Origin of the sequence: Sorangium sp. So ce185 (assembly GCF_051526825.1) — a bacterium.
GTDB lineage: Bacteria > Myxococcota_A > Polyangia > Polyangiales > Polyangiaceae > Sorangium > Sorangium cellulosum_D.
In genome coordinates this window covers 4,659,702-4,679,999 of record NZ_CP150316.1, presented here as the reverse complement: position 1 = coordinate 4,679,999, position 20,298 = coordinate 4,659,702, and the positions used below count along the sequence as shown (strand labels likewise).

15 protein-coding genes are annotated in these 20,298 nt (G+C 73.8%); 5 read left to right on the top strand and 10 right to left on the bottom strand.

Annotation, left to right across the window (positions count from 1 at the left end; genetic code table 11):
- Positions 1–21: 21 nt before the first annotated feature.
- The 5 genes from WMF26_RS17255 to WMF26_RS17235 all read right to left on the bottom strand — a co-directional run bounded on the left by WMF26_RS17255 (position 22) and on the right by WMF26_RS17235 (position 7,256).
- Positions 22–810: an SDR family oxidoreductase gene (locus WMF26_RS17255; RefSeq protein ID WP_437947244.1), complete on the bottom strand. Its 789-nt coding sequence runs from the start codon at positions 808–810 to the stop codon at positions 22–24.
- Positions 811–844: 34 nt separating this feature from the next.
- Entirely contained in the window at positions 845–3,259 is a 2,415-nt protein-coding gene (lon, locus tag WMF26_RS17250) for an endopeptidase La (protein WP_020735422.1), read from the bottom strand.
- 51 nt (positions 3,260–3,310) lie between these two features.
- Positions 3,311–4,156, bottom strand: a complete 846-nt coding sequence (locus WMF26_RS17245) for a hypothetical protein (RefSeq protein WP_148313651.1) — start codon at positions 4,154–4,156, stop codon at positions 3,311–3,313.
- A gap of 98 nt (positions 4,157–4,254) precedes the next feature.
- Complete coding sequence (locus tag WMF26_RS17240) at positions 4,255–6,243, bottom strand: hypothetical protein (RefSeq protein WP_438001217.1); 1,989 nt, start codon at positions 6,241–6,243, stop codon at positions 4,255–4,257.
- On the bottom strand, positions 6,243–7,256 hold the full coding sequence (locus WMF26_RS17235; RefSeq protein ID WP_438001216.1) for a PEGA domain-containing protein: 1,014 nt from the start codon (positions 7,254–7,256) through the stop codon (positions 6,243–6,245). The genes WMF26_RS17240 and WMF26_RS17235 overlap by 1 nt, the downstream gene beginning before the upstream one ends.
- 151 nt (positions 7,257–7,407) lie before the next feature.
- Between WMF26_RS17235 and WMF26_RS17230 the strand changes: the two genes are divergently transcribed.
- The gene (locus tag WMF26_RS17230) at positions 7,408–9,150 is read left to right on the top strand and encodes an OmpA family protein (RefSeq protein ID WP_438001215.1); all 1,743 of its coding nucleotides are present in this window, start codon (positions 7,408–7,410) and stop codon (positions 9,148–9,150) included.
- An 86-nt stretch (positions 9,151–9,236) separates the two neighbouring features.
- Complete coding sequence (locus tag WMF26_RS17225; protein ID WP_438001214.1) at positions 9,237–11,552, top strand: thrombospondin type 3 repeat-containing protein; 2,316 nt, start codon at positions 9,237–9,239, stop codon at positions 11,550–11,552.
- 165 nt (positions 11,553–11,717) lie between these two features.
- Here WMF26_RS17225 and WMF26_RS17220 read toward each other — a convergent pair whose 3' ends face one another.
- Genes WMF26_RS17220 through WMF26_RS17210 form a run of 3 tightly spaced genes read right to left on the bottom strand, consistent with a single transcriptional unit; the run spans position 11,718 to position 15,468 of the window.
- Positions 11,718–12,623 carry a hypothetical protein gene (locus WMF26_RS17220; protein WP_438001213.1) on the bottom strand — a complete coding sequence of 302 codons (906 nt, stop codon included), beginning with the start codon at positions 12,621–12,623 and terminating at the stop codon, positions 11,718–11,720.
- Positions 12,620–13,792, bottom strand: a complete 1,173-nt coding sequence (locus tag WMF26_RS17215; RefSeq protein WP_438001212.1) for a PEGA domain-containing protein — start codon at positions 13,790–13,792, stop codon at positions 12,620–12,622. The genes WMF26_RS17220 and WMF26_RS17215 overlap by 4 nt, the downstream gene beginning before the upstream one ends.
- On the bottom strand, positions 13,789–15,468 hold the full coding sequence (locus WMF26_RS17210; protein WP_438001211.1) for a serine/threonine-protein kinase: 1,680 nt from the start codon (positions 15,466–15,468) through the stop codon (positions 13,789–13,791). Before WMF26_RS17210 ends, WMF26_RS17215 begins: the two co-directional genes overlap by 4 nt.
- A 250-nt stretch (positions 15,469–15,718) precedes the next feature.
- On the opposite strand from WMF26_RS17210, the gene hisB reads away from it, so the two are divergent.
- On the top strand, positions 15,719–16,306 hold the full coding sequence (gene hisB / locus WMF26_RS17205; protein WP_020735415.1) for an imidazoleglycerol-phosphate dehydratase HisB: 588 nt from the start codon (positions 15,719–15,721) through the stop codon (positions 16,304–16,306).
- A gap of 3 nt (positions 16,307–16,309) precedes the next feature.
- Positions 16,310–16,981: an imidazole glycerol phosphate synthase subunit HisH gene (hisH, locus tag WMF26_RS17200; RefSeq protein WP_438001210.1), complete on the top strand. Its 672-nt coding sequence runs from the start codon at positions 16,310–16,312 to the stop codon at positions 16,979–16,981.
- A gap of 16 nt (positions 16,982–16,997) precedes the next feature.
- Here the strand turns inward: hisH and WMF26_RS17195 are convergent, their stop codons facing one another.
- A complete protein-coding gene (locus WMF26_RS17195; RefSeq protein ID WP_437338100.1) occupies positions 16,998–17,897 on the bottom strand; it encodes a sensor histidine kinase in 900 nt (299 codons plus the stop codon).
- A gap of 366 nt (positions 17,898–18,263) precedes the next feature.
- Here WMF26_RS17195 and WMF26_RS17190 point away from each other — a divergent pair, with 366 nt between their 5' ends.
- A complete protein-coding gene (locus WMF26_RS17190) occupies positions 18,264–18,740 on the top strand; it encodes a pyridoxamine 5'-phosphate oxidase family protein (RefSeq protein WP_061625613.1) in 477 nt (158 codons plus the stop codon).
- 57 nt (positions 18,741–18,797) lie between these two features.
- Here WMF26_RS17190 and WMF26_RS17185 read toward each other — a convergent pair whose 3' ends face one another.
- Complete coding sequence (locus tag WMF26_RS17185) at positions 18,798–20,261, bottom strand: HAD family hydrolase (protein ID WP_438001209.1); 1,464 nt, start codon at positions 20,259–20,261, stop codon at positions 18,798–18,800.
- Positions 20,262–20,298: the final 37 nt, after the last annotated feature.

The window sequence follows — 20,298 nt, the reverse complement described above, 5'->3', positions numbered from 1 at the left end:
TCCCGGCCCAGGCCGCGCGGCTCACCAGTGCGCGGGGGCCTTGTCGCGGAACACGCCCCCTTGCGGGCCGCCGCTCGGCAGCAGCGCGAGCCACACCGGTGTCTCGGCCCCTTCTTCCACGGACCTCGGCGCGTGCGCGCCGCCCATGTCCGTGCGCACCCAGCCTGGGCACGCCGCATTGCAGAGGATCTTGCGCCCGTCGCCCTCGAGCTCCCTCGCGAGGACGCCCGTGAGCGCGTTGAGCCCGATCTTCGACACCGCGTAGGCCGACGACGGCCACCCCTCTGCCGTGTGCCTCCCCGCGCTCACGTCGCTGACGAACTTGCGCATGAGCTGGACGAGCTCCTCGCGCGTCAGCGCTGCCTTCCCGAATTGCGCCTGGAGCGCCTCGGAGACGCTGCGTCGATCGCCGAGCCCGCTGGTCACCATGACGATCCGCCCCTCCGCCCGCATCAGCGGGAGGAGCTCGGTGGTCAGCCGGAGCGCCCCGAAGAAATTGACCTCGATGGTGTTGCGCGCGACCTCGGCGTTGAAGCCCTGCATCGCGATGCCCGCGTTGTTGACGACGATGTCGACCCCGCCGTGCTCGGCCGCGAGCGCGCGCGCGAGCTCCTCGACGCTCCGTTCCTCCGAAACGTCGAGGCGCCGCGGCTCCACGGAGATCCCCTGCTCCTTGAGCGCGGCCGCCGCCGCGTTCCCGCGGCCCTCGTCCCTGCTCCCGAGCACGACGTGGACCCCGCGGCGCGCGAGCTGCCGGCAGATCTCGAGCCCGATTCCCCGATTCCCGCCCGAGACCACCGCGATCCGCATAGGTCGAGTATCCCGCCCGCCACGGGCCTGCAGCTTACGCCCCCGCCTGCTCCTCGAGCTCGTCCGCCGACGCGCTCTGCGTCGACGCGCGCCGCGGCGGCTCCAGCACGAGCGGCAGGATCTCCTCCATCGACGACACCATCGTGATCTTGACCTGGTCCTTCACGTCCTGCGGCACATCCTCGAGATCCCGCCGGTTCTTCGCCGGGATGAGCACGTGCCGGATGCCGGCCCGGTGCGCCGCCAGGAGCTTCTCCTTGATGCCGCCGACCGGCATCACCCGCCCGCGCAGCGAGATCTCCCCCGTCATCGCGACGTCGCTGCGCACCGGCGCGCCGAGCAACAGCGACGCCACCGCGGCGAACATCGTCACCCCGGCGCTCGGCCCGTCCTTCGGCGTGCCGTGCTGCGGGATGTGCACGTGCAGATCGATCTCCTTCAGCCACTCCGGATCGAGGTGCAGCCGATCGGCCTTGCTGCGCACGAAGCTCACCGCCGTGCTCGCCGACTCCTGCATCACGTTCCGCATGTTGCCGGTGAGCACCACGTTGCCCTTGCCCGGCATCTTCGTCGCCTCGATGAAGAGGATCTCGCCGCCCGCCGGCGTCCACGCGAGGCCGGTCGCCACCCCGGGCTGGAGCGTCCGCTCCGCGAGCTCGGGCCGGTGCTTGTGCGGGCCGAGCACCTGCTCCACGTGCTCGGGCGTCGCCACCTCGCGCACGTCGTGGCCCTCGGCCACCTTCACCGCCGTGGCGCGGCACACCGCCGCGATCTGCCGCTCCAGGCCGCGGACCCCCGCCTCGCGCGTGTAGTGGTCGACGACCGCCGCGATCCCCGGCTCCGTGAACTCCAGCCGCTCGTCCGTCAGCCCGTGCGCCGACAGCTGCTTCGGCACCAGGAACTCCCGCGCGATCCCGAGCTTGTCGGTCCGCGTGTAGCCGGGCACCTCGATGACCTCCATGCGGTCCACGAGCGGCCCCGGGATGCCGTCCCAGTTGTTCGCCGTCGCGAGGAACATCACCTGCGACAGATCGAACGGCAGGTCGAGGTAGTGATCCTGGAAGGTCGAGTTCTGCTCGGGATCGAGCACCTCGAGGAGCGCCGCCGCCGGATCGCCGCGCAGGTCGACGCCCATCTTGTCGACCTCGTCGAGCACCAGCACCGGGTTCTTCGTCCCCGCCTTCTTGAGCGCCTGCAGGATGCGCCCGGGCAGCGCGCCGACGTACGTGCGCCGGTGCCCGCGGATCTCCGCCTCGTCGCGCACGCCGCCGAGCGCGATGCGCTCGTAGCGCCGGCCCATGCTGCGCGCGATCGACTTGCCGAGCGACGTCTTGCCGACGCCCGGCGGCCCGATGAAGAGCAGGATCGGCCCCTTCTTGTCCGAGCGGAGCTGCCGGATCGCCGAGTACTCGACGATCCGCTTCTTCACCTTCTCCAGCCCGAGGTGATCCTCGTCGAGGCAGCGCCGCACGCTCTCGACGCTGAGCTTGTCCACCGTCGTCTTGGACCACGGCAGATCCGCGATCCACTCGAGGTAGGTCTTGGTCACGTTGAACTCGGCCGACTGCTGCGCCATCGAGCGCAGCCGGCTGAGCTGCTTGCGCACGACCTTGTCGACCTCCGCCGGCACCTTGGCGCGGCGGATGCGCTCGCGGAGCTCCTCGATCTCGTCGTCGTCGCCGCCCTCGCCGAGCTCCTCCTTGATCGACTTCATCTGCTGCCGGAGGATGTACTCGCGCTGCGACTTGCCCATCTCCTCCTGCACCATCGAGGAGATCTCCTTCTTGACCCGCAGCACCTCGAGCTGCCGGCCGACCATCGCGAGCACGAGGCGGACGCGCGCCTTCACGTCGAACGCCTCGAGGATCTCCTGCTTGTCGCCGACCGAGGCCTGCGCCTGCGGGAAGTTCGAGGCGATGAGATCCGCGAGCGCGCCGGGCTCGCGCACGTTGTCGAGGATGCCGGCGGTGTCGCGCGGCAGGTTCGGCATGAGGCCGAGCACCTCGCGCGTCGCCTCGCGCAGGCCCGCGCCGAGCGCCTCGAGCTCCACGTCGCGCACGAGCGACTCCGGGATGCGCTCGATCCGCGCGCGCATGTACGGCTCGAGCGAGAACGCCGCCTTGACGCGGAAGCGGCCGAGCCCGTTCAGCACGACCGAGTAGTTGTTCGGGCCGAGCCGGATCACCTTCACGACGCGCGCGATGGTCCCGACGGAGTAGAGCTCCTTGAACGTCGGCTCGTCCACGTCCGGCGACCGCTGGCTGATCACGCCGACCAGCGCGCGCTCGCGGCCGAGGAGATCCTCGACGAGGCGCACGCTCCGCGGCCGGCCGACGTTGATCGGCACGACCGACATGGGGAACAGGACCGAGTTGCGGAGCGGGAGGATCGGGACGCTGTCGGCGTCGGGCGAGGGGGGCGTTCGCGAAGGAGGATCGCCGGTCGGCATGCCGACAACCCTAGTACAGCGCTCTTCTCGAAGCCATGAGCGGGCGCGCCGCTAGAAGTCCTTGATCTTCCAGACCCCGTGCTCGCGCGTGAAGGCGACCGTGCCGCCAGCGCCGTACGCCATCGAGGCGCTGTCCCCGGTCTCCTCGATGGTCGCGGTCGGCAGGGCCGCCTTGATCGCCTGGACGACCCGGTTGATCTGCTCCTTCTGCGGCCCCTCCCAGGCGGCCTTGAGCTTCTCGGGGGTGAGCTGCGCCGCGCCCGCCCCACCCCGCGCCGTCCCGGGCCGACCGCCCGGCTTCTGCGCTGCGTCAGCGCCCGCGCTCCCCGCCGCGCCGTCGGGCGCAGCGGGCTGTGCCGTGCCCTCGGCGCGCGGGGCGCCCGCCTCGCCGAGCGTGGCCGCCTCGCCGGCCGCACCGCCCGCCGGCTCCACGAGGCCCTCCTTCTCGGCGTCGGGAACGTAGCGCATGATGATGTCGTAGCGCCTCCGCTCGAACGCCCTCAGGAACCCCACGAGCGCCTGCCGGGGCGTCGCCTGGCCGTAGAGATCGACCGCCGCCGCGTCGAGCCGCCAGCGGCCCCCCTCGAAGACGAGCAGGAGCTCCTCGCCGTTCGGCATGGTGACCGTCGCGGTCACCACCGGATCGGCCGCGGGCCGCGCGATGGCCCGGGCGATCTCGAGCGCGTCGTCCGGGTTGTCCCGGACCGCGCGCCGGAAGGCCTCGAGCGACATCGACCGCTTGGCCTCGTCCGAGAGCAGCCGGTAGGCGGCGTCGACGCGCCCCTCCTGGAGCGCCTGCGCGTAGGCCCGGAGCGTGTCGCTCGGGCCCTGCTGGGCGTAGCTCGATCCGCACGCGGGGAGCGCGAGGGTGAACAGGAGGAGGGCCGTGCGCTTCACGGGTCGGGCCATAGCACACGCGGCGCCGAGCGCGCAGGCGGCGCGCGGGGCGAGCCCGCAGCGGCCCCCGCGCCGCGCGGGGCCCCGGCCGCCCCCCATCACTTCGCGAGCTTCAGGACGGCCCCGTCCTTCACCGGCGTGCCGTCCTCCAGATCCGGCGAGCCCTCGTTGATCCAGTAGACCGTCGTCTCGTCCACCGCGACGTCGCCGGGCCGCGTTTGCTGCGAGGCGAGCGCCTCCGGCTCCCCGCCGTCCTTCGGCATGCGCACGACCGTCCCCTCGTCGCGGCGCGTCCAGTAGACGTGCTCCGCGTCGACCGCGATGCCGTTCAGCTGGCCCTGATCCGAGGCGATCTCCTCGGGCTCGCCCACGGCCTCCCCGCTCAGGTCGGCCCGGAAGACGCTGCCGCCCTCGAAGCTCGCCCAGTAGACCGCCGCCGCGTTCCCCTGAGCGTCCACGTCGAGCGCGAGCTCCCGCGGGGTGAGCTGCTCGGCGGCGACCGTCAGCGTCTCGCCGCGCACGCGACACGCCACCGCGCCGTCGGCCCTGCCCAGCGTGCCCTGGTAGGTCCAGCACACGACGTCCCCCGCGCTGGCCACGCGGTACGGGGACGCGAACGCCGAGCCGGGCTGCGCGAGATCCTCCGGCGTGCCGAGCGCGACCTCGGCGCCTTCGCCGCTCAGCGTCGCCCTGAAGACGCCGCCCCCCCAGAGCTCGGTCCAGGCGAGCGCGTCGCCCGAGAGCGAGAGCCCCTCGGGCTGCTTGAGATCCGCGAGCAGCACGCGCGCCTCCCCCCCCGCGAGCGGGGCCGCCCTCAGCGTGCCGTCCGCCGCGTTCGTCCAGAAGACGACCTGCCGCGCCTCGTCGACCACGAGGTCCCGCGGCGAGGCCTGCGCCGCGCCGAGGACCAGCGGCTCGCCGCCGCCCTGCGGGGCGGTCTTCAGCTCCCCGTCGTCCCGGGCCATGCCGGCCTCGTCGAAGGTGGTGCCGGAGATCCACGCCACGCCGCCCGCGGTCACCCGCAGCGACACCGGGTGGACCTGCGCGACCGCGACCGGGATGGGCGCCGCCGCGTCGGGCCCCGTGTACTGGCCGCCGGCCAGCGCCGACCACGGGCCGCACGTCGGCAGGTCCGTGCCCTTCGTGCGGCACGTCCCCGCGCTCTGGCCCGCGCTCTGGCCCGCGTCCTCGCCCGCGATCGCGATCGCGAGCCCCGCGACCTTGCCGTCCTGCGCCCGCTTGCACACCGCGGGGGGGAGCCGGAGGACGTTGCCCTCCTCCACCCGGAAGCCCGCGTCGCTCTCGGCGTCGAGCGGGACGTAGCACGCGCTCTCGCCGCAGATGCCGCCGCCCTGCGTGAGGAGCGCGACGTTCACCTCGCCGCTCGGCGCGGTCGCGACGCAGTCCTCGGGGTTCGCCTCGTACCTCGCCCGATCGATCTGCGCCGACACGGCCGAGGAGAAGCACCGGACGGTGTCGAAGCAGAGCCCGTCGCTCTCGCCGCCGCCGCCGAACACGGCCTGGACCTCGAACTCGGGCAGGGAGCGCGAGTCGATCTCGCGCGGCTTGCACTCGCCGGCGACGCAGCTCTCGCCCTCGGGGCAGCTGTTCTTGACGAGCACGTTGCCCTGCGCGTCGCGCAGCACGTTGCCCTGCGCGTCGCGCTCGACGTCGGCCGATCCGTCGCACAGGAACTGGATGGGCATGTGGAGCGTCGCGGTGCGGCCCTCGGGCACCGTCGTGAGCACCTCGCGCAGCACGCGCACCCCCTCCTTGCCGCCGCGGCTCGCGATGACGCGCACCCGGAGCGCCTGCGAAGGATCGTCGGGGGTGAGGAAGCCGAGCGTGGCCGGCAGGCGGATCGAGTCCTCGCTCCCGAGCCGCTCGAACGTCTCGTCGTAGACGATGGACCCCTCGAGCGTGGCCTCGATCCGGATCGTGTCGACGTCCTTCGGCAGCGACATGTCCGTCTGGAAGACGACCATGAGCTGCCCCCTCTCCCCGCTGCAGGACGCGGCCCCCGCCGCCCCCGCGATCGCGAGGAACACCGCCGCCATCGACCTCGAGCCCGTCCGCTTCGCGCGCATCAACGCCTCCCTCCAAAGCCGAGCGGGACCGTGCCGAGGCTGCCGCGCTCCGCCGGCGTCCCCGGCTCGAACAGCAGCGCCCCCGCGACGAGCGCGCCGGCGAAGATCGCCGCGCCGCCGCCGATCCAGAGCCACTTGCGCGCGCCGCCCCCCTCCGGAGCGCGCTCCAGCGAGACGTCGATGCGGCGGAGCTCCTCGTCGCGGACCAGGACCTCGACCTCGTGCGGCGTCATCCCGGGCGCCGTCACGCGCAGCGCGTGGGTCCCGCTCGCCACCGAGCCCTCCCAGCGGCCCTTGCCCACCACCTTGCCGTCGATCGCGATGAGATCGTCCCCGCCCGCGGCGATCGCGAGCCGCCCGCGGTGCACCGACCGGTCGAGCCGCGCCACGAGGGCGAGGGTGCCGCCGCCGACCACCGTCTCCCGGCGGACGACATCGACGAAGCCGGGCTTCGAGACGCGGATGCGGCGGTCGCCGATGTCGATCGGCACCGGCTCGGCGAGCGGCGTCGTCCCGACCGGCTCGTCGTCCACGAAGACCGTGGCCCCCGGCTCGCTCGCCGTGATCTCGAGGCGGGACACGAACGCTCCGGCGGCCTGGATCAGGTCGGCGATGTCCCGCCTGTCGCGGGGCGACAGCGCGGCGCCCGCCTCGGCCTCCATCCGGCGCAGCGTCGCGAGCATCTTGGCGTAGCGCCGCAGGTTCTTCTGGCAGAGCGCGACCTTCCAGAGCAGGCGGTGATCGCGCGACAGCTCGTAGGCGCGCTCGAACCGCGCGAGCGCGCCCGCGTAGTCGCCGTCGGCGAACAGCGCGTCGCCCGCCCCGTGCTCGGCCCTGGCCATCCCGGTCAGCGACTCCGCGAGCGGCTTCTCCGCGGCCGGCGCGGGCGCGGCCGGCGCGGTCGGGGCGGGCGCGGCCGGCGCGGGCTGGGCCGCCGCACCGCCCGCCGCGAGCCCCACCCCGAGCGCGGCCACGACGACGCACCCCCAATGGCCCAGATGCTTCCCTCGCATCGATGCTCCTTGCTGGCGGAGGCGGCCCTCGCAGGCCGCGCTCCGATCAGCGTGATGCTAACCGATGCGCGCGCCCGGCGAGCAACATGGAATCGCCGCGGACAAATCGCCTTTGCTCCGCCTGCGCTCGCGAGGATACCATCCGCCGCTCATGAGAGGCCTCATCACGGTGGGCGCGGCGCTCGCGGGCGCCCTCCTCGGCATCGCCCTGGGCGCACCGCTGGCGCGCGCGGAGGGGCCCGGCGCCGTCGCCCTGAGCCGGTTCGAGCCGACCCCCGCGGGCGACCCGCTCTTCGGCGTGCCGTCGCCGCTCATCGGCGGGCACCTCGTCCCGCGGGGGCTCGTCCTGTTCGATCACGCCGAGGATCTGCTCACGCTCTCGGACGGCGTCTCGTCCGAGCGGGTGATCGTCGGCAGCCAGTCGCACCTCCACGTCGGCGGCTCGCTCTCGCTCTGGGATCGGCTGCTCGTGTCGGCCTCCCTGCCGATCGCGCTCGCCCAGAGCGGCGACGGCCCCGCGGCCGCGGCCGGCGCCGGCGCGCCCGAGGCGCCGTCGTCCCCGGCGCTCGGCGACCTGCGCGTCGGCGTGCGCGTCCGGCTGCTCGGCGACGATCGCGGCGCGTTCCAGATCGGCACGGGCGCGGCCCTGCACCTGCCGACGGGCAGCTCGGACGCGTATGTCGGCGAGGGCGCGGTGCGCGTGACGCCGCAGCTCCTGCTGGGCGGGCGGGTCGCGCGCTTCGTGTGGAGCGTCGCGGGCGGCGCGGTGATGCGGAGCTCCGAGAACCCGTCGACGCTCACGTACGGCGGCGGCGCGGCCGTGCTGCTCTGGGACGAGCGGCTGCAGATCGGCCCGGAGGTGTACGCCGAGACGATGCTGCAGGGCGGCTCGCTGTCGCTCACGGATCGCGAGCGGGTCGCCGTGGATCGGACGACGAGCGGCGAGCTCCTGCTCGGCGCCCGGCTCCGCCCGCTCGCGGGCCTCGTCATCGGGGCGGCCGCCGGTCCGGGCCTCGGGGACGCGATCGGCGCGCCGTCGTTCCGCGCGATCGGGACCGTGGCGTGGGCTCCGCCCGCGGGGCCGCCCGAGCGGGCGGCGGACCCGGACCCGGACGCGGACGGCGTCTCCGGCGCGGCGGACGCGTGCCCGTACGCGTACGGGCCGGCCAGCGCGGACGCGCGGCGGAACGGCTGCCCCGTGGAGGACCGGGACGAGGACGGCGTCGCCGATCCGGACGACGCGTGCCCCGACGCGGCCGCGGGCGGCGGGGGCGGCGATCCGGCGCGGCGCGGCTGCCCCGCGGATCAGGACGGCGACGGCCTGCCCGACGCGCTCGACGCGTGCCCCGCGGAGAAGGGCGACGCGGCGGGCGGCGCGACGCGCCCGGGCTGCCCCGCCGCGGCGCCGAGCCCGCCCGCGGATCAGGACGGCGATGGCCTGCTCGACGACGTCGATGCGTGCCCGCGCGAGAAGGGCCCGGCGAGCGAGGACGCGGCCGCGCGCGGCTGCCCGACGCGGGTGCGGGTGCAGGGCGAGCGGGTCGTGCTGCTGGAGCCCGTCGCGTTCCGCGTGCTGAAGAGCGACCCGGCGCCGATCGATCCGAAGAGCGAGGCGGTGCTCGCCGAGGTGCGCGACGTGATCGCGCAGCACCCGGAGTGGGTGAAGATCGAGGTCGGCGCGCACACGGACGGCGCCGGCAACGCCAAGTTCAACGAGACGCTCTCGACGGCGCGCGCCGAGGCGGTGCGCAAGTGGCTCGTCGAGAAGGGGGTCGAGGCCGAGCGGCTGGTCGCCAAGGGGTACGGGGCGAGCCAGCCGATCGCGGACAACAAGAGCGCGGCCGGCCGGGAGAAGAACCGGCGGATCGAGCTCGTGGTCCTGGAGAAGAAGTAGCCCGCGGGCGGCGGCCGCGCAGCGCCGCCGCGTCGACGCGCGATCGGGCCGTGAGACGCGGACCCGGGGAGCAGAAGAGAGAGAGCATGAAGCGAACCGTCATGGCCACGGGGCTCGGCGTCGCGCTGGCGCTCGCGGCGGCGCCGCGGAGCGCGGCGGCGCAGTGCGGCGCCGCGCCGCCCTTCGAGCAGCTCGTGGATGGCCGCGCCTTCCTGTGGGACGTCGGGATGGACGGGGTGATCAACAACGGGAGCATCGACGCCTACGACACCGGCATGCTGCTGCGGGTGGACGGGGTGAGGTTCCCGTCCTCGGCCCGGGCGGCGGAGATGGACGGGCGGCAGCTCGTCCACGGGCCGACGCTCCTCGGCAGCCTCGAGGTCACCCGGAAGGTGTACGTGCCCACCGAAGAGGGCTGGGCGCGCTTCCTGGAGATCGTCCACAACCCGACGGCCGCCGCGCTGCCCGCGGTCGTGCGGATCGAGACGAACGTCGGCTCCGACAACAGCACCGTCATCACGCAGTCTCACACCGGCGACCTGGAGTTCACGCCCGCGGACCGGTGGCTCGCCACGGACGACCTCGATGCGGGCGGGGATCCGAGCCTCCACTTCAACTTCTACGGGCCTTCGGCGGCGGTGGTGCCGGGGAGCGTCGGGATGGTCACCGACGACTGCGCGGCGACGCAGGGGCCCGTTGTCGAGTTCGCGCTGTCGGTGCCGGCCGGCGGGACGCGGGTCCTCATGCACTTCGGCGGGCAGCACGCGAGCCAGGCCGACGCGCACGCGAGCGCGGTCACCCTCGACGCCCTCCCGGCGGCTGCGCTGCTGGGGCTGACGGCGGCCGAGCGAGCCGGCGTCGTCAACTGGGACCTCGGCGACGACGCCGACGGCGACGGGGCGGGCGACGCCGACGACAACTGCCCGTCGGTGCCGAACCCCGAGCAGATCGACTTCGACGGTGACGGGCTGGGCGACGCCTGCGACGGCGACGACGACAACGACGCGTCGAGCGATGAGGCCGACAACTGCCCCCTGGTCCCCAACCCCGACCAGGCGAATCACGACAGCGACGGGCTGGGCGACGCCTGCGACGGCGACGACGACGACGACGCGTCGAACGACGAGGCCGACAACTGCCCCCTGGTCCCCAACCCCGAGCAGCTCGACACCGACGGCGACGGGCTGGGCGACGCCTGCGATGGCGACGACGACGACGACGCGTCGAACGACGAGGCCGACAACTGCCCCTTGGTCCCCAACCCCGAGCAGCTCGACACCGACGGCGACGGGCTGGGCGACGCCTGCGACGGCGACGACGACAACGACGCGTCGAGCGACGGGGTCGACAACTGCCCCCTCGCCCCCAACCCCGAGCAGCTCGACACCGACGACGACGGGCTGGGCGACGCCTGCGACGACGACGACGACAATGACGCGTCGAGCGACGAGGCCGACAACTGCCCCCTCGTCCCCAACCCCGAGCAGACCGACGCCGACGGCGACGGGCTGGGCGATGCCTGCGACGCGGGCGCGCTCGACAGGGACAACGACGGCGTGGAGGACGGCTCGGACAATTGCCCCTCCACCTCCAACGCCGACCAGTCCGACATCGACCGCGACGGCGACGGGGATGCGTGCGACGACGACGACGACAACGACGGCGCGCCCGACGGCGCCGACAACTGCCTGTTCCTGTCGAACCCGAGCCAGAGCGACACCGACGGCGATGGCCAGGGCGACCGGTGCGACGACGACGACGACAACGACGGCGCGCCCGACGGCGCCGACAACTGCCCGCTCCTGCCGAACCGCGGGCAGGAGGACGCGAACAGCGACGGCGTGGGCGACGCGTGCGCCTGCGACGCGCCCCCGAAGCCCGACGGCACGCCCTGCGACGACGGCGATCCCTGCACGCTGGCCGACGCGTGCGACGGCGGCGTCTGCAGGGGCGGCGCGCCGGTCGAGTGCGCGCCCTCCGGGAACGTCTGCACCGCCGCGCGGTGCCACCCGAGGTACGGCGAGTGCACGCTGGTCCCGAACGAGGGCGCCCGCTGCCCCGGCGGCACCTGCGTGGCCGGCGGCTGCGTGCCCGACGATGCCGGCAACGGCGGCGCAGGCGGCGATGCCGGCGCGGGCGGCGACGCTGGCAGCGGCGGCGCAGGCGGGGACAGCGGCGCAGGCGGCGCAGGCGGCGATGCCGGCGCGGGCGGCGACGCTGGCAACGGCGGCGGTGGCGGCGCGGACGGCGGCGGCGCGGCTCCCCGGCCCGGGGGCGCGGATCCGCGGGCGCACGGCAACGGCTGCGGGCTCGCGGTGCGCGGCGATGGGTCGGCGACCTCGGCGATGGCTTGGCTCGCCGCTGCCGCGCTCCTCGTGAGGTGGCGGCGACGGCGCGCGTGACGCCGCGCGCCTGCGCGGCCGCCCGAGTGGCGCGCGGTCCCGGCGTGCGCGGCGCGAGGCCGGGTCCTGGCTCGCGCCGCGGCGAGCGCTCTCCCGCGGCGCCGACGCCGCTTGGGCGCTATCCCCGCGGCGCCGGGCGCCATGCCCGCGGCGAGGGCCCCTCGGTCAGGGTTCCTTGGACCCCGACGCGAGCCACGGCCCGCACGTCGGCAGCCCCGCGGCCTTCTGGGCGCAGTCCGTCGCGGGCGCCGTCAGCACGGCCGCGATCTTCTTTTGCGCCATCTGCTCGCACACCTTCGGCGGCAGCTGGATCCGCCCGTCGGCCTCCACCTGGAAGCCGTTGTCGCTGTCGGCGTTGAGCGCCACCAGGCAGCGGCTGTCCTCGTCGTCCTCGTCGCCGTCGCAGATGCCGTCGCGACCGGCTGTCTCCAGCGCCACGTTCCGCGGGCCCACGCCGTCGCCCGCGATCGTGCAACCCGCCGTGTCGACCTCCGCTGGTGTCGCCTCCGCGAAGCAGACCGTCACGTCGAAGCACTCCCCGTCCCCGCCGCCGTAGACGTCCCTGGACGAGTAGTCGGGCAGCGTGCTCGAGTCGATCTCGCTCGGCACGCACGCCCCCGCGACGCAGGTCATGCCATCGCCACACGTGCTCTCGACGTCGATCCCCGCGCCCCTCCCCGAGCCGTCGCAGAGAAAATCGAGCGGTACGGTGAGCAACGCGACGCGATCCTTCGGGATCCTCGTGACCACCTCGCGCACGATGCGCACCGGGCCGGTATCGCCTTGGACCTCGCCGTTGGTGCGGGCGGCGACCTTGATCGTGATGGCTTCACCCCCGGCGTCCGAGGAGAAGAACCCGATCGTCGCCGGGAATCTCGCCTCGGCGTCGGACGCGCCGAGCCGCCGGTAAGCGTAGTTGAACTTGCCGTCGACCTGGACCTGAAGGACATCGAAGTCCTTCGGCACGGCGAGATCCGTCGAGATGGCGACGACGATCTCGTCCACCTCCCCGCAGCCTCCGCACGCGAGCGCCGCGAGCACCGCGAGCGCGAGCCGACGGCCGCGGCTCATCGGCCGCCCCCGAAGGGAATCGCGAACGAGGCGCCGCCCCGCGCGGACAGGGCGACCGAGCCGGGCGACAGGTTGCCGTCGACCGGCGGCTCCGACGCGAAGACGCCCAGGCCGACCAGGAGCGCGCCCGTCAGCACCGCCACACCGCCGCCGATCCAGAGCCATTGCTCGACGTTGCTCTTCTTGGGCGCCGGCTCCAGCGCGACCTGCACGCGGCGCGTCTGGTTGTCGTAGATCATGACCTCGGACTGGTGCGACACCATGTCGGACGCCGTGACGCGGAGCGTGTGGCCGCCGCTCGGCACTGGGCCGTCGTAGCTGCCGCGGCCGACCACGCGGCCGTCGATGGAGATGACGGCGTTCGGCGGCGCCGCGACGATGAGCCGCCCTTGATGCACCTCTTTCTCGAGCGTGGCCGCGACCGTGACCACGCCGCCGCCCGGCACCTGCTGCGAGACCTCGAAGGCCTCGAAGCCCTTCTTGGTCACCCGGATCTTCCGGGTGCCGACGTCGAGCAGGACGGGCTCGCGCAGCGGGGTCTGACCGACCTCCTCGCCGTCGACGAAGACGGTGGCGCCCGCCTCGCTGGCCTGGAGATCGAGGCGGCTCACGTACGCCTTCGTCGCCTCGATGAGCGCCGCGGCGTCCTTGCGATCCTGCTCCGAGAGCTGCGGGCCCGCGTCCTGGAGGAGCTTCTCGACCGTTCCGAGCAGGCGCGCGTAGCGCTGCAGGTTCTTCTGGCAGAGGGCGATGTTCCAGAGCAGCCGCGGGTCGCGGGACAGCGCGTACGCGCGCTCGAACTTGATGATGGCGTTGCGGAAATCGCCGTCGTTGAAGAGGATGCGCGCGGCCTCGTACTCGGCCTTGGCCTCCCCCGCGAGGGTCTCGGACAGCGGCCCCTGGGGGGCAGGAGCGGTCGCCGCAGGCGCGCCGGCGGGCGGGGCCGCGGCGCCGGCGGGCGGTGCGGGCTGGGCCGCCGCCGGTGCAGGCTTCGCCGCGGGCGGCGCGGGCTGGGCTGTCGTCGGCGCAGGCTTCGCCGCGTGCGGCGCGGGCTGGGCCGCCGCCGGCGCGAGCCCCGTCAGCGCGGCGCCGCCGAGCGCGAGCGCGGCGCAGACGCGCAAGCTGGCGCGGCTCCGCAGCGAGAGCCGTTCGCTTCCAGGCCAAATCATCTGGGCTTCCCTTTGTCGTTCAGCACATCGAAGACGCTGCGGTTGCCGTCCCCCTGCGACGTGGCGGCCGCGGGCGGCGCGGCCGAGGGCGCCGCCGTCGCGACGGCCGGGGTCGAAGCCGCCGGGGGGACCCTCGGCCGGGGCGCCGGGGCGGTGGACGACGGGGGCGCCTTCGCGGTCGCCGTCGTAACGGTCGGCGTCGCGGAGCTCGACGAGGACGCCGAGGCCGTCGGCAACGCCGCGGTGGTCGGCGGCGGCGCGCTGGTGACCGCGGTCACGGCGGTGACTTCCGGCGGAGACGGCACGGCCGTCGTCGCGACCGCCGGCGGCTCGGCCGAGGTGGTCGCGGCCCGCGGCTCGACCGGCGGATCCGCCGCGTTGCCGCGGAACGTGAAGAAGCGCAGGACCCCGCCGAGCGCCACCGCGACGCCCACCCCGGCGATCGCGAGCACCACGCCGGTCCGCCTGCGGCCGGAAGGCGCGGGCCCCGCGGCCGTCCAGCCCGGAGCCGTGCCCGCCGTGGGGCCGACCGCGGCGCCCGCGGTCGCGCCGGCGGGCGGCGCGCTGGACCGCCCCTGCGCGGTCGCCGCCGGCACGCCGCTCATCCGGTCCTGCGCGGTCCCTGCCGGCACGCCGCTCATCCGGTCCTGCGCGGTCCCTGCCGGCACGCCGCTCATCCGGTCCTGCGCCGTCGGCCACGGGGGAATGCTCCTCCGATCGCGCGCCGCGCTCGCCCGGTCGCGCCAGGCGACCGCGGGCACGAGCCCCAGCGTCCGCTCGACCCGCTCCAGCGACGCCAGCGCGAGCGGGGGGCCGAAATCGACGATGGCGCCCGCGAGCTCGGCGACGGACTTGAAGCGCTTCGCGACGTCCCGCTCGAGGCAACGCAGGATCGCCGCCTCCAGGCCCGGCGGCAGATCGGGCCGGTAGGCGCTCGGCGGCGGCGGCGGCTCGGTGTTGATCATGATGATGAGCTCGGACAGCGACGTCGCGTCGAAGGGCACCCGCGCCGTGAGCAGCTGGTAGAGGATGGCGCCCATCGACCAGATGTCCGCGCGCGTGTCCACCGTGCGCGCCGAGCGCATCTGCTCCGGCGCCATGTAGAGCGGCGAGCCGAGGACCATCGACGTCTTCGTCAGCCCGAGCTCCGGCGCGGTCCCGGCCGCGGACGGCTCGGCGAGCGCCTTGGAGATGCCGAAGTCGAGCACCTTCACCATGCCGCTGCCGTCCGCCCCGCGCGTGAGGAAGAGGTTCGCCGGCTTGAGATCGCGGTGAATGATGCCGGCCGCGTGCGCCTCGGCGATGGCCTCGCAGGCCTCGAGCACGTAGCCCACGGCCTCCTCCAGCTCGAGCGGGCCGCGCTGCCGCAGCGTCTCCTGCAGGTCGCTCCCCTCCAGGTACTCCATCACCATGAACGGCGCGCCGGTCTCGAGCGTCCCGACGTCGAGCACGCGCGCGACGTGCTCGCTCTTCAGGCGCACGGCCGCGCGCGCCTCGCGCACGAAGCGCTCCACCATCTCGGCGTTCGCGCCGGGGTGGAGCATCTTGATGGCGACCCGCTGGTGGAGCTGCTCGTGCAAGGCGGCGACGACGACGCCCATGCCGCCTTGCCCGAGGATGCGCTCAACCCGGTATTTCCCCGACAGAATTTGACCTTCGGCAACCGGTGCGCTCACGGACGCTCCTGCCTTGGGGCTGCCTTCAGGGCGCCACCATCGACACGTTATCCAGGGGGCCACCTTATTCCATCCGGCGCTCGCATCCAAGACCTCGCCTCGGCCGGTCACGCCCGGTCGAGGCGCCTTGGTCGCCGTGCTTGGGACGCCGCGCGCGGGCGACCCTGTGCCCGGCCAGGAGGGGCGAGCCGGGCGGCCGGCTCATCCGTGGCGCTCCCCATCCCCGGCCGGGGCGACTACCCTACGCGCCATGCCCCGCATCGCCAAAGTCGAGCGCAAGACGCGCGAGACGGACATCCGCATCGAGATCGATCTCGACGGCCAGGGCCGCTCGTCGATCAGGACGCCCCTCCCCTTCCTCACGCACATGCTCGATCAGATCGCCCGCCACGGCCTGTTCGACCTCACCATCCACGCCGAGGGCGACGTCGAGATCGACGGCCACCACACCACCGAGGACTGCGGCATCACCCTGGGCGCGGCCGTGCAGCAGGCGCTCGGCGACAAGGCGGGCATCGCGCGCTACGGCGAGGCGACGCTCCCCATGGACGAGGCGCTCGCGCAGTGCGCGCTGGACCTCTCCGGCAGGCCGTACTTCGTCTGGCGCGTGCCGCTGCCCAAGGCGAAGCTCGGCACGTGGGACGTCGAGCTCGCGCCCGTGTTCTTCGAGGGCTTCGCGCGCGGCGTGGGCGCGAACCTCCACGTCCGCCTCCTCGAGGGGGACAACCTGCACCACATCGTCGAGATCTGCTTCAAATCCTTCGCCAAGGCGCTGATGAAGGCGACCCGCATCGAGCCGCGCGTCGCCGGCATCCCGTCCACCAAGGGGAGCCTCTGACCCATGCAATCGATCGCTCTCGTGGATTTCGGGATGGGCAACCTGCGCTCGGTGGAGCGCGCGCTGCTCCAGGCCGCCGGGGACGCCGGCGCGCCGTGCGCGGTGACGCGCACGGGCGATCCGGAGGTCATCGCGCGGGCCGACAAGGTGGTGGTGCCCGGCCAGGGCGCCTTCCGCGACTGCGCGGCGGCGCTGCAGAACGGCATCGGCGAGGTGCTGCGCGAGCAGATCCGCAAGGGGACGCCGTACCTCGGCATCTGCCTCGGCATGCAGGCGCTCTTCGACTCGAGCGAGGAGGCGGAGGGCGCGCGGGGGCTCGGCGTGTTCCCCGGCACGGTCAAGCGCCTCATCCCGGAGCCGAGCGCCGCCGAGGCGACGGCCGGCGAGCCGTGGGTCGGGATCAAGATCCCCCACATGGGGTGGAACCGCATCGCGATCACGCGCGACGTGGCGGGCCCGCTCGGCGTGTTCGCGGGCGAGAGCCCGTTCGTCTACTTCGTCCACAGCTACCACGCCGTCCCGCGCGACCCGGCGCTCATCGCGGCGACGACGGAGCACGGCCCGCACCGGATCACCGCGGCGATCGAGCGGGACAACGTCACCGCGACGCAGTTCCACCCGGAGAAGAGCCAGGAGACGGGGCTGCGCCTGCTCGTCCGCTTCCTCGACGGGTGAGCCGACCGTGGCCGGCCTAGTGCGGCCGCTGCGCCCGGTGGTGCGCGTGTTTGACGTGCGCCAGCTTGAGGTGCGCGCTCAGGGGCAGCTCGGGCGACCGGCGGGCGAGGCCGCGCCGCGGCGGGCGCGCGCGGCCCGCGCGCGCCGCGCGCTCGCGCCCCAGCGGCCGCGGCGCGAGGGGGAGATCGACGATGAACGCCGCGCCGCGACCCAGCTCGCTCTCCACGCGGATCGCGCCGCCGTGCGCGCGCGCCGCGGCGTGCGCGATGTAGAGGCCGAGCCCCAGGCCGCCGAAGCGCTCCGCCGGGACCGCCCGCTCGAAGCGCGCGAAGATCCGCTCCTGGTCCTCCCGCGCGATCCCCATGCCGTGATCGCGCACGATGAGCCGCGCCCGCGCGCGCGTCGCGCGCACCTCGATCGCGATCGGCTTGCCCTCGCCGAAGGTGAGCGCGTTCTTGATCAGGTGGAACGCCATACGCTCGATCTGGGATCGCTCCCAGCGGCCGACGACGGCGCCCTCGGCCGCGACCGCGATGGCGCCGCGCGCGGCCGGCCGATGCGCGACCGCCGCCGCCACCACCTCGCGGACGAGGGCGACGAGATCGACCGGCGAGCGGGCCGACGCGCGCTGGGCCGGCTCGACGCGCCGGACCTGGAACATGTCGTCGCACAGCCGGGCGAGCCGGCCGAGCTGACGGTCGAAGACGGCCAGCATCGCCGCCGCCCAGGCCGGGGTATTCTCCGGCTCCCGCTCGCTCATCCGCTTCGTCAGCTGGAGCTGCAGGAGGAGCGAGGTGACAGGCGTCCTGATCTCGTGCGCGGCGAGCACGAGGAAGTCCTCAGGGAGCCGGGCGATGTCTTCCCGGATCGGGACGGCGGGGACGCGGTCGTCGAGTTCGTCGCAAAACGCGGTCATGGCGGAGCCTGCTGGCGGGGTGGAGTCGTGACCCGGCAAAGCATGGCTCGTGCCGCTCATGGCTGTCCTCGGATCGGCACCTCCCGCGGCAGGACAGGGCCACGTCTGCCGAGCGGACGCGCGTCAAGGCGTCGCATTGCGCAACCGACTGCGCAAAACCTCGCGGAGGGAGCCGCCTGGACCGTCGTGTCGCGCGCTGCGCCTCGGGCCGCGCCGGAGCGCCGACGGGCCGCGGCGCAGGCGGGTCCGGGCGCGCCCTTGCTTGGCGGGGAAGCGCGCGCGGAGCAGCTTTTCCGCATGCAACACCAGAGCGGAGAGCAACACCAGGGCGGAGGGCCAGGAGCCACGGCTCAGGCCCGCGGATCCATGGGTGAGCTGCACGCGATGCTCAGGGAGTTCGACACGGCCATGCTCGTCACCATGACCCCGGAGGGGCTGATGCGGGGTCGGCCGATGGAGATCCAGGAGCCGGCCGAACAGCTGGACTGCGATCTCTGGTTCGTGACGCACGACGAGACGCCGAAGACCGGCGAGATCGTCCGCGAGCACCAGGTGGCGGTCTGCTGCTACCGGCCGCGGGATCGGGCGTACATCTCGATCTCGGCGCGCGCGACGATCGACAGGAACGAGGAGAAGATCCGGAGCCTCTGGAAGCCCTCGTGGAAGGCGTGGCTGCCGGACGGCCCCGATCACCCGCACGCCGCCATCCTGAAGCTGTACGTGGAGCGCGCCGAGTACTGGGAGCCCGAGGGCGGGCGGCTCCGGATCCTCTACGAGAAGGCCAAGGCGCTCGTCCAGGGGAAGTCGGCGAGCGACAAGCTGAACCCGCCGAAGCACATCTGACCGCCGCGCGGCGCGGCGGCCCGGCGCCCCGTGCCGAGCGGCGGCGAGCGATCGAGATCAGTAGACGTTGTCGGCCTGGTCGGGGATGACCGCGCCGGCCTCATCGAGGCACGGGACCGCGGCGCCGTCCTCGTCCACGCAGGCGGTGGTCGAGCACGGGTAACCCGAGGCGAGGTGTCCCTTGGGCGCGATGAACATCGGGTTGATCAGCCAGGTGCCCGCGTAGTTCCTGTACGCGTTGCACATCAGCTCTTTCTTGTTGCGGTTGAGCGCGAGCCTGAGGCCGGTGGCGTCCTGGAGGAAGCTCAGATCGGTGTCCGAGTCGCCCGCCCCGAAGACCTGGCGCTGCGATGCGTCCGGGTTCTTCTCGAGCGCGGCGGGGCCCGACGCGCCGAAGATCACCTGGTTGATCCAGCACCGCTTTCCCTCGATGTAGGTGATCAGGCTGTTCCCCGAGAACTCGCCGGCGCCGTCGTTGGTGCCGTCGGGGATCGGACCGCACCCCTGCAAGTTGTACGTCAGCGCGCCGTCCTCGGTCGTCACCTGCCGGACGCCGATGATCCGGTCCGCGGCGATGTTCACCCTCGCCGCGAACGGCTCGACCACGAACTGCGGTGAGGCGGACACCACCCAGACGTCGAAGCCGTTCTTTCGCAGCACGTCGATCAGGTCCCGGATCGGCTCGTAGATCCGGAGCCAGGCGGTCAGCCCCGCGCGCGTCCCGATCGTCTGGACGGCCCCCTCCTCCGCCGTCAGGTTCTCCTCGATCGCCGAGGCGGCGAACGCCGCGATCTCGTCGGGCGCGTGGCCCGCGCCGAGCTGGGCGAACCAGGCGTACGCAGGCTCCAGGGTGCGGCGGTTGTGACCGTCGAAGGCGGCGTCGCCGCCGGTGGTCTCCCCGTCGACATAGATGCTGAGGATCTCGTCGGCGCAGGCGGCCATGGTGCTCGTCGGCAGCGGCTCGCCCGGATCGGCGGCCGCGCCGCACGCCTCGCCGAGCGAGGAGACCGCGGCGGCCGTGAGGTAAGGGCTCGTCCACGCCCAGTTCCCGTCCGGCGGCTGGAGGATCTTGTCGTGCCGGAGCATCCAGAACATCGTCGCGTCGCCGACATCGTTCTTGATGACGGTGTTGTCCCAGTCGAACACGGCGACCGGCTTCCGGTCGGGGTCGTAGCCGGGGCTCACGGCGCCGTGCTCGTCGATCATGGCGTCGATCCGCTGCCGGTTGTCGCCGTACCACTCGAGCGTCGGATCGAGGTCGGGGAGCGCGCCGCTGCCTCCGTCGCCCCCGCCCCCGTCGCCCCCGTCGCCCCCGTCGCCCCCGTCGCCCCCGTCGCCCCCGTCGCCCCCGCCGCCGGCCGCTCCGCCGCCGCCGCCCGTCGCGGCAGAGGATGTCGTCGCGGAGCCGGTGGTGTTCTTCACCGGCTCCGTGGACTCGTCGCCTCCGCAGTGGAGCAGCAACACGGAGAGCGGCGCCACGACCCACGCGGTGATGTGCGCCGTCAGCGCTCGTCGAGACATAGAAACGCACCTCCCAGAGGGTGTAGAATTTTCCATA

Excerpts from the sequence above, each read along its gene's own strand:
- WMF26_RS17255 (WP_437947244.1), bottom strand. The coding sequence starts at position 810 with ATGCGGATCGCGGTGGTCTCGGGCGGGAATCGGGGAATCGGGCTCGAG.
- lon (WP_020735422.1), bottom strand. The coding sequence starts at position 3,259 with ATGCCGACCGGCGATCCTCCTTCGCGAACGCCCCCCTCGCCCGACGCC.
- WMF26_RS17240 (WP_438001217.1), bottom strand. The coding sequence starts at position 6,243 with ATGCGCGCGAAGCGGACGGGCTCGAGGTCGATGGCGGCGGTGTTCCTC.
- WMF26_RS17235 (WP_438001216.1), bottom strand. The coding sequence starts at position 7,256 with ATGCGAGGGAAGCATCTGGGCCATTGGGGGTGCGTCGTCGTGGCCGCG.
- WMF26_RS17230 (WP_438001215.1), top strand. The coding sequence starts at position 7,408 with ATGAGAGGCCTCATCACGGTGGGCGCGGCGCTCGCGGGCGCCCTCCTC.
- WMF26_RS17225 (WP_438001214.1), top strand. The coding sequence starts at position 9,237 with ATGAAGCGAACCGTCATGGCCACGGGGCTCGGCGTCGCGCTGGCGCTC.
- WMF26_RS17220 (WP_438001213.1), bottom strand. The coding sequence starts at position 12,623 with ATGAGCCGCGGCCGTCGGCTCGCGCTCGCGGTGCTCGCGGCGCTCGCG.
- WMF26_RS17215 (WP_438001212.1), bottom strand. The coding sequence starts at position 13,792 with ATGATTTGGCCTGGAAGCGAACGGCTCTCGCTGCGGAGCCGCGCCAGC.
- hisB (WP_020735415.1), top strand. The coding sequence starts at position 15,719 with ATGCCCCGCATCGCCAAAGTCGAGCGCAAGACGCGCGAGACGGACATC.
- hisH (WP_438001210.1), top strand. The coding sequence starts at position 16,310 with ATGCAATCGATCGCTCTCGTGGATTTCGGGATGGGCAACCTGCGCTCG.
- WMF26_RS17195 (WP_437338100.1), bottom strand. The coding sequence starts at position 17,897 with ATGACCGCGTTTTGCGACGAACTCGACGACCGCGTCCCCGCCGTCCCG.
- WMF26_RS17190 (WP_061625613.1), top strand. The coding sequence starts at position 18,264 with ATGGGTGAGCTGCACGCGATGCTCAGGGAGTTCGACACGGCCATGCTC.
- WMF26_RS17185 (WP_438001209.1), bottom strand. The coding sequence starts at position 20,261 with ATGTCTCGACGAGCGCTGACGGCGCACATCACCGCGTGGGTCGTGGCG.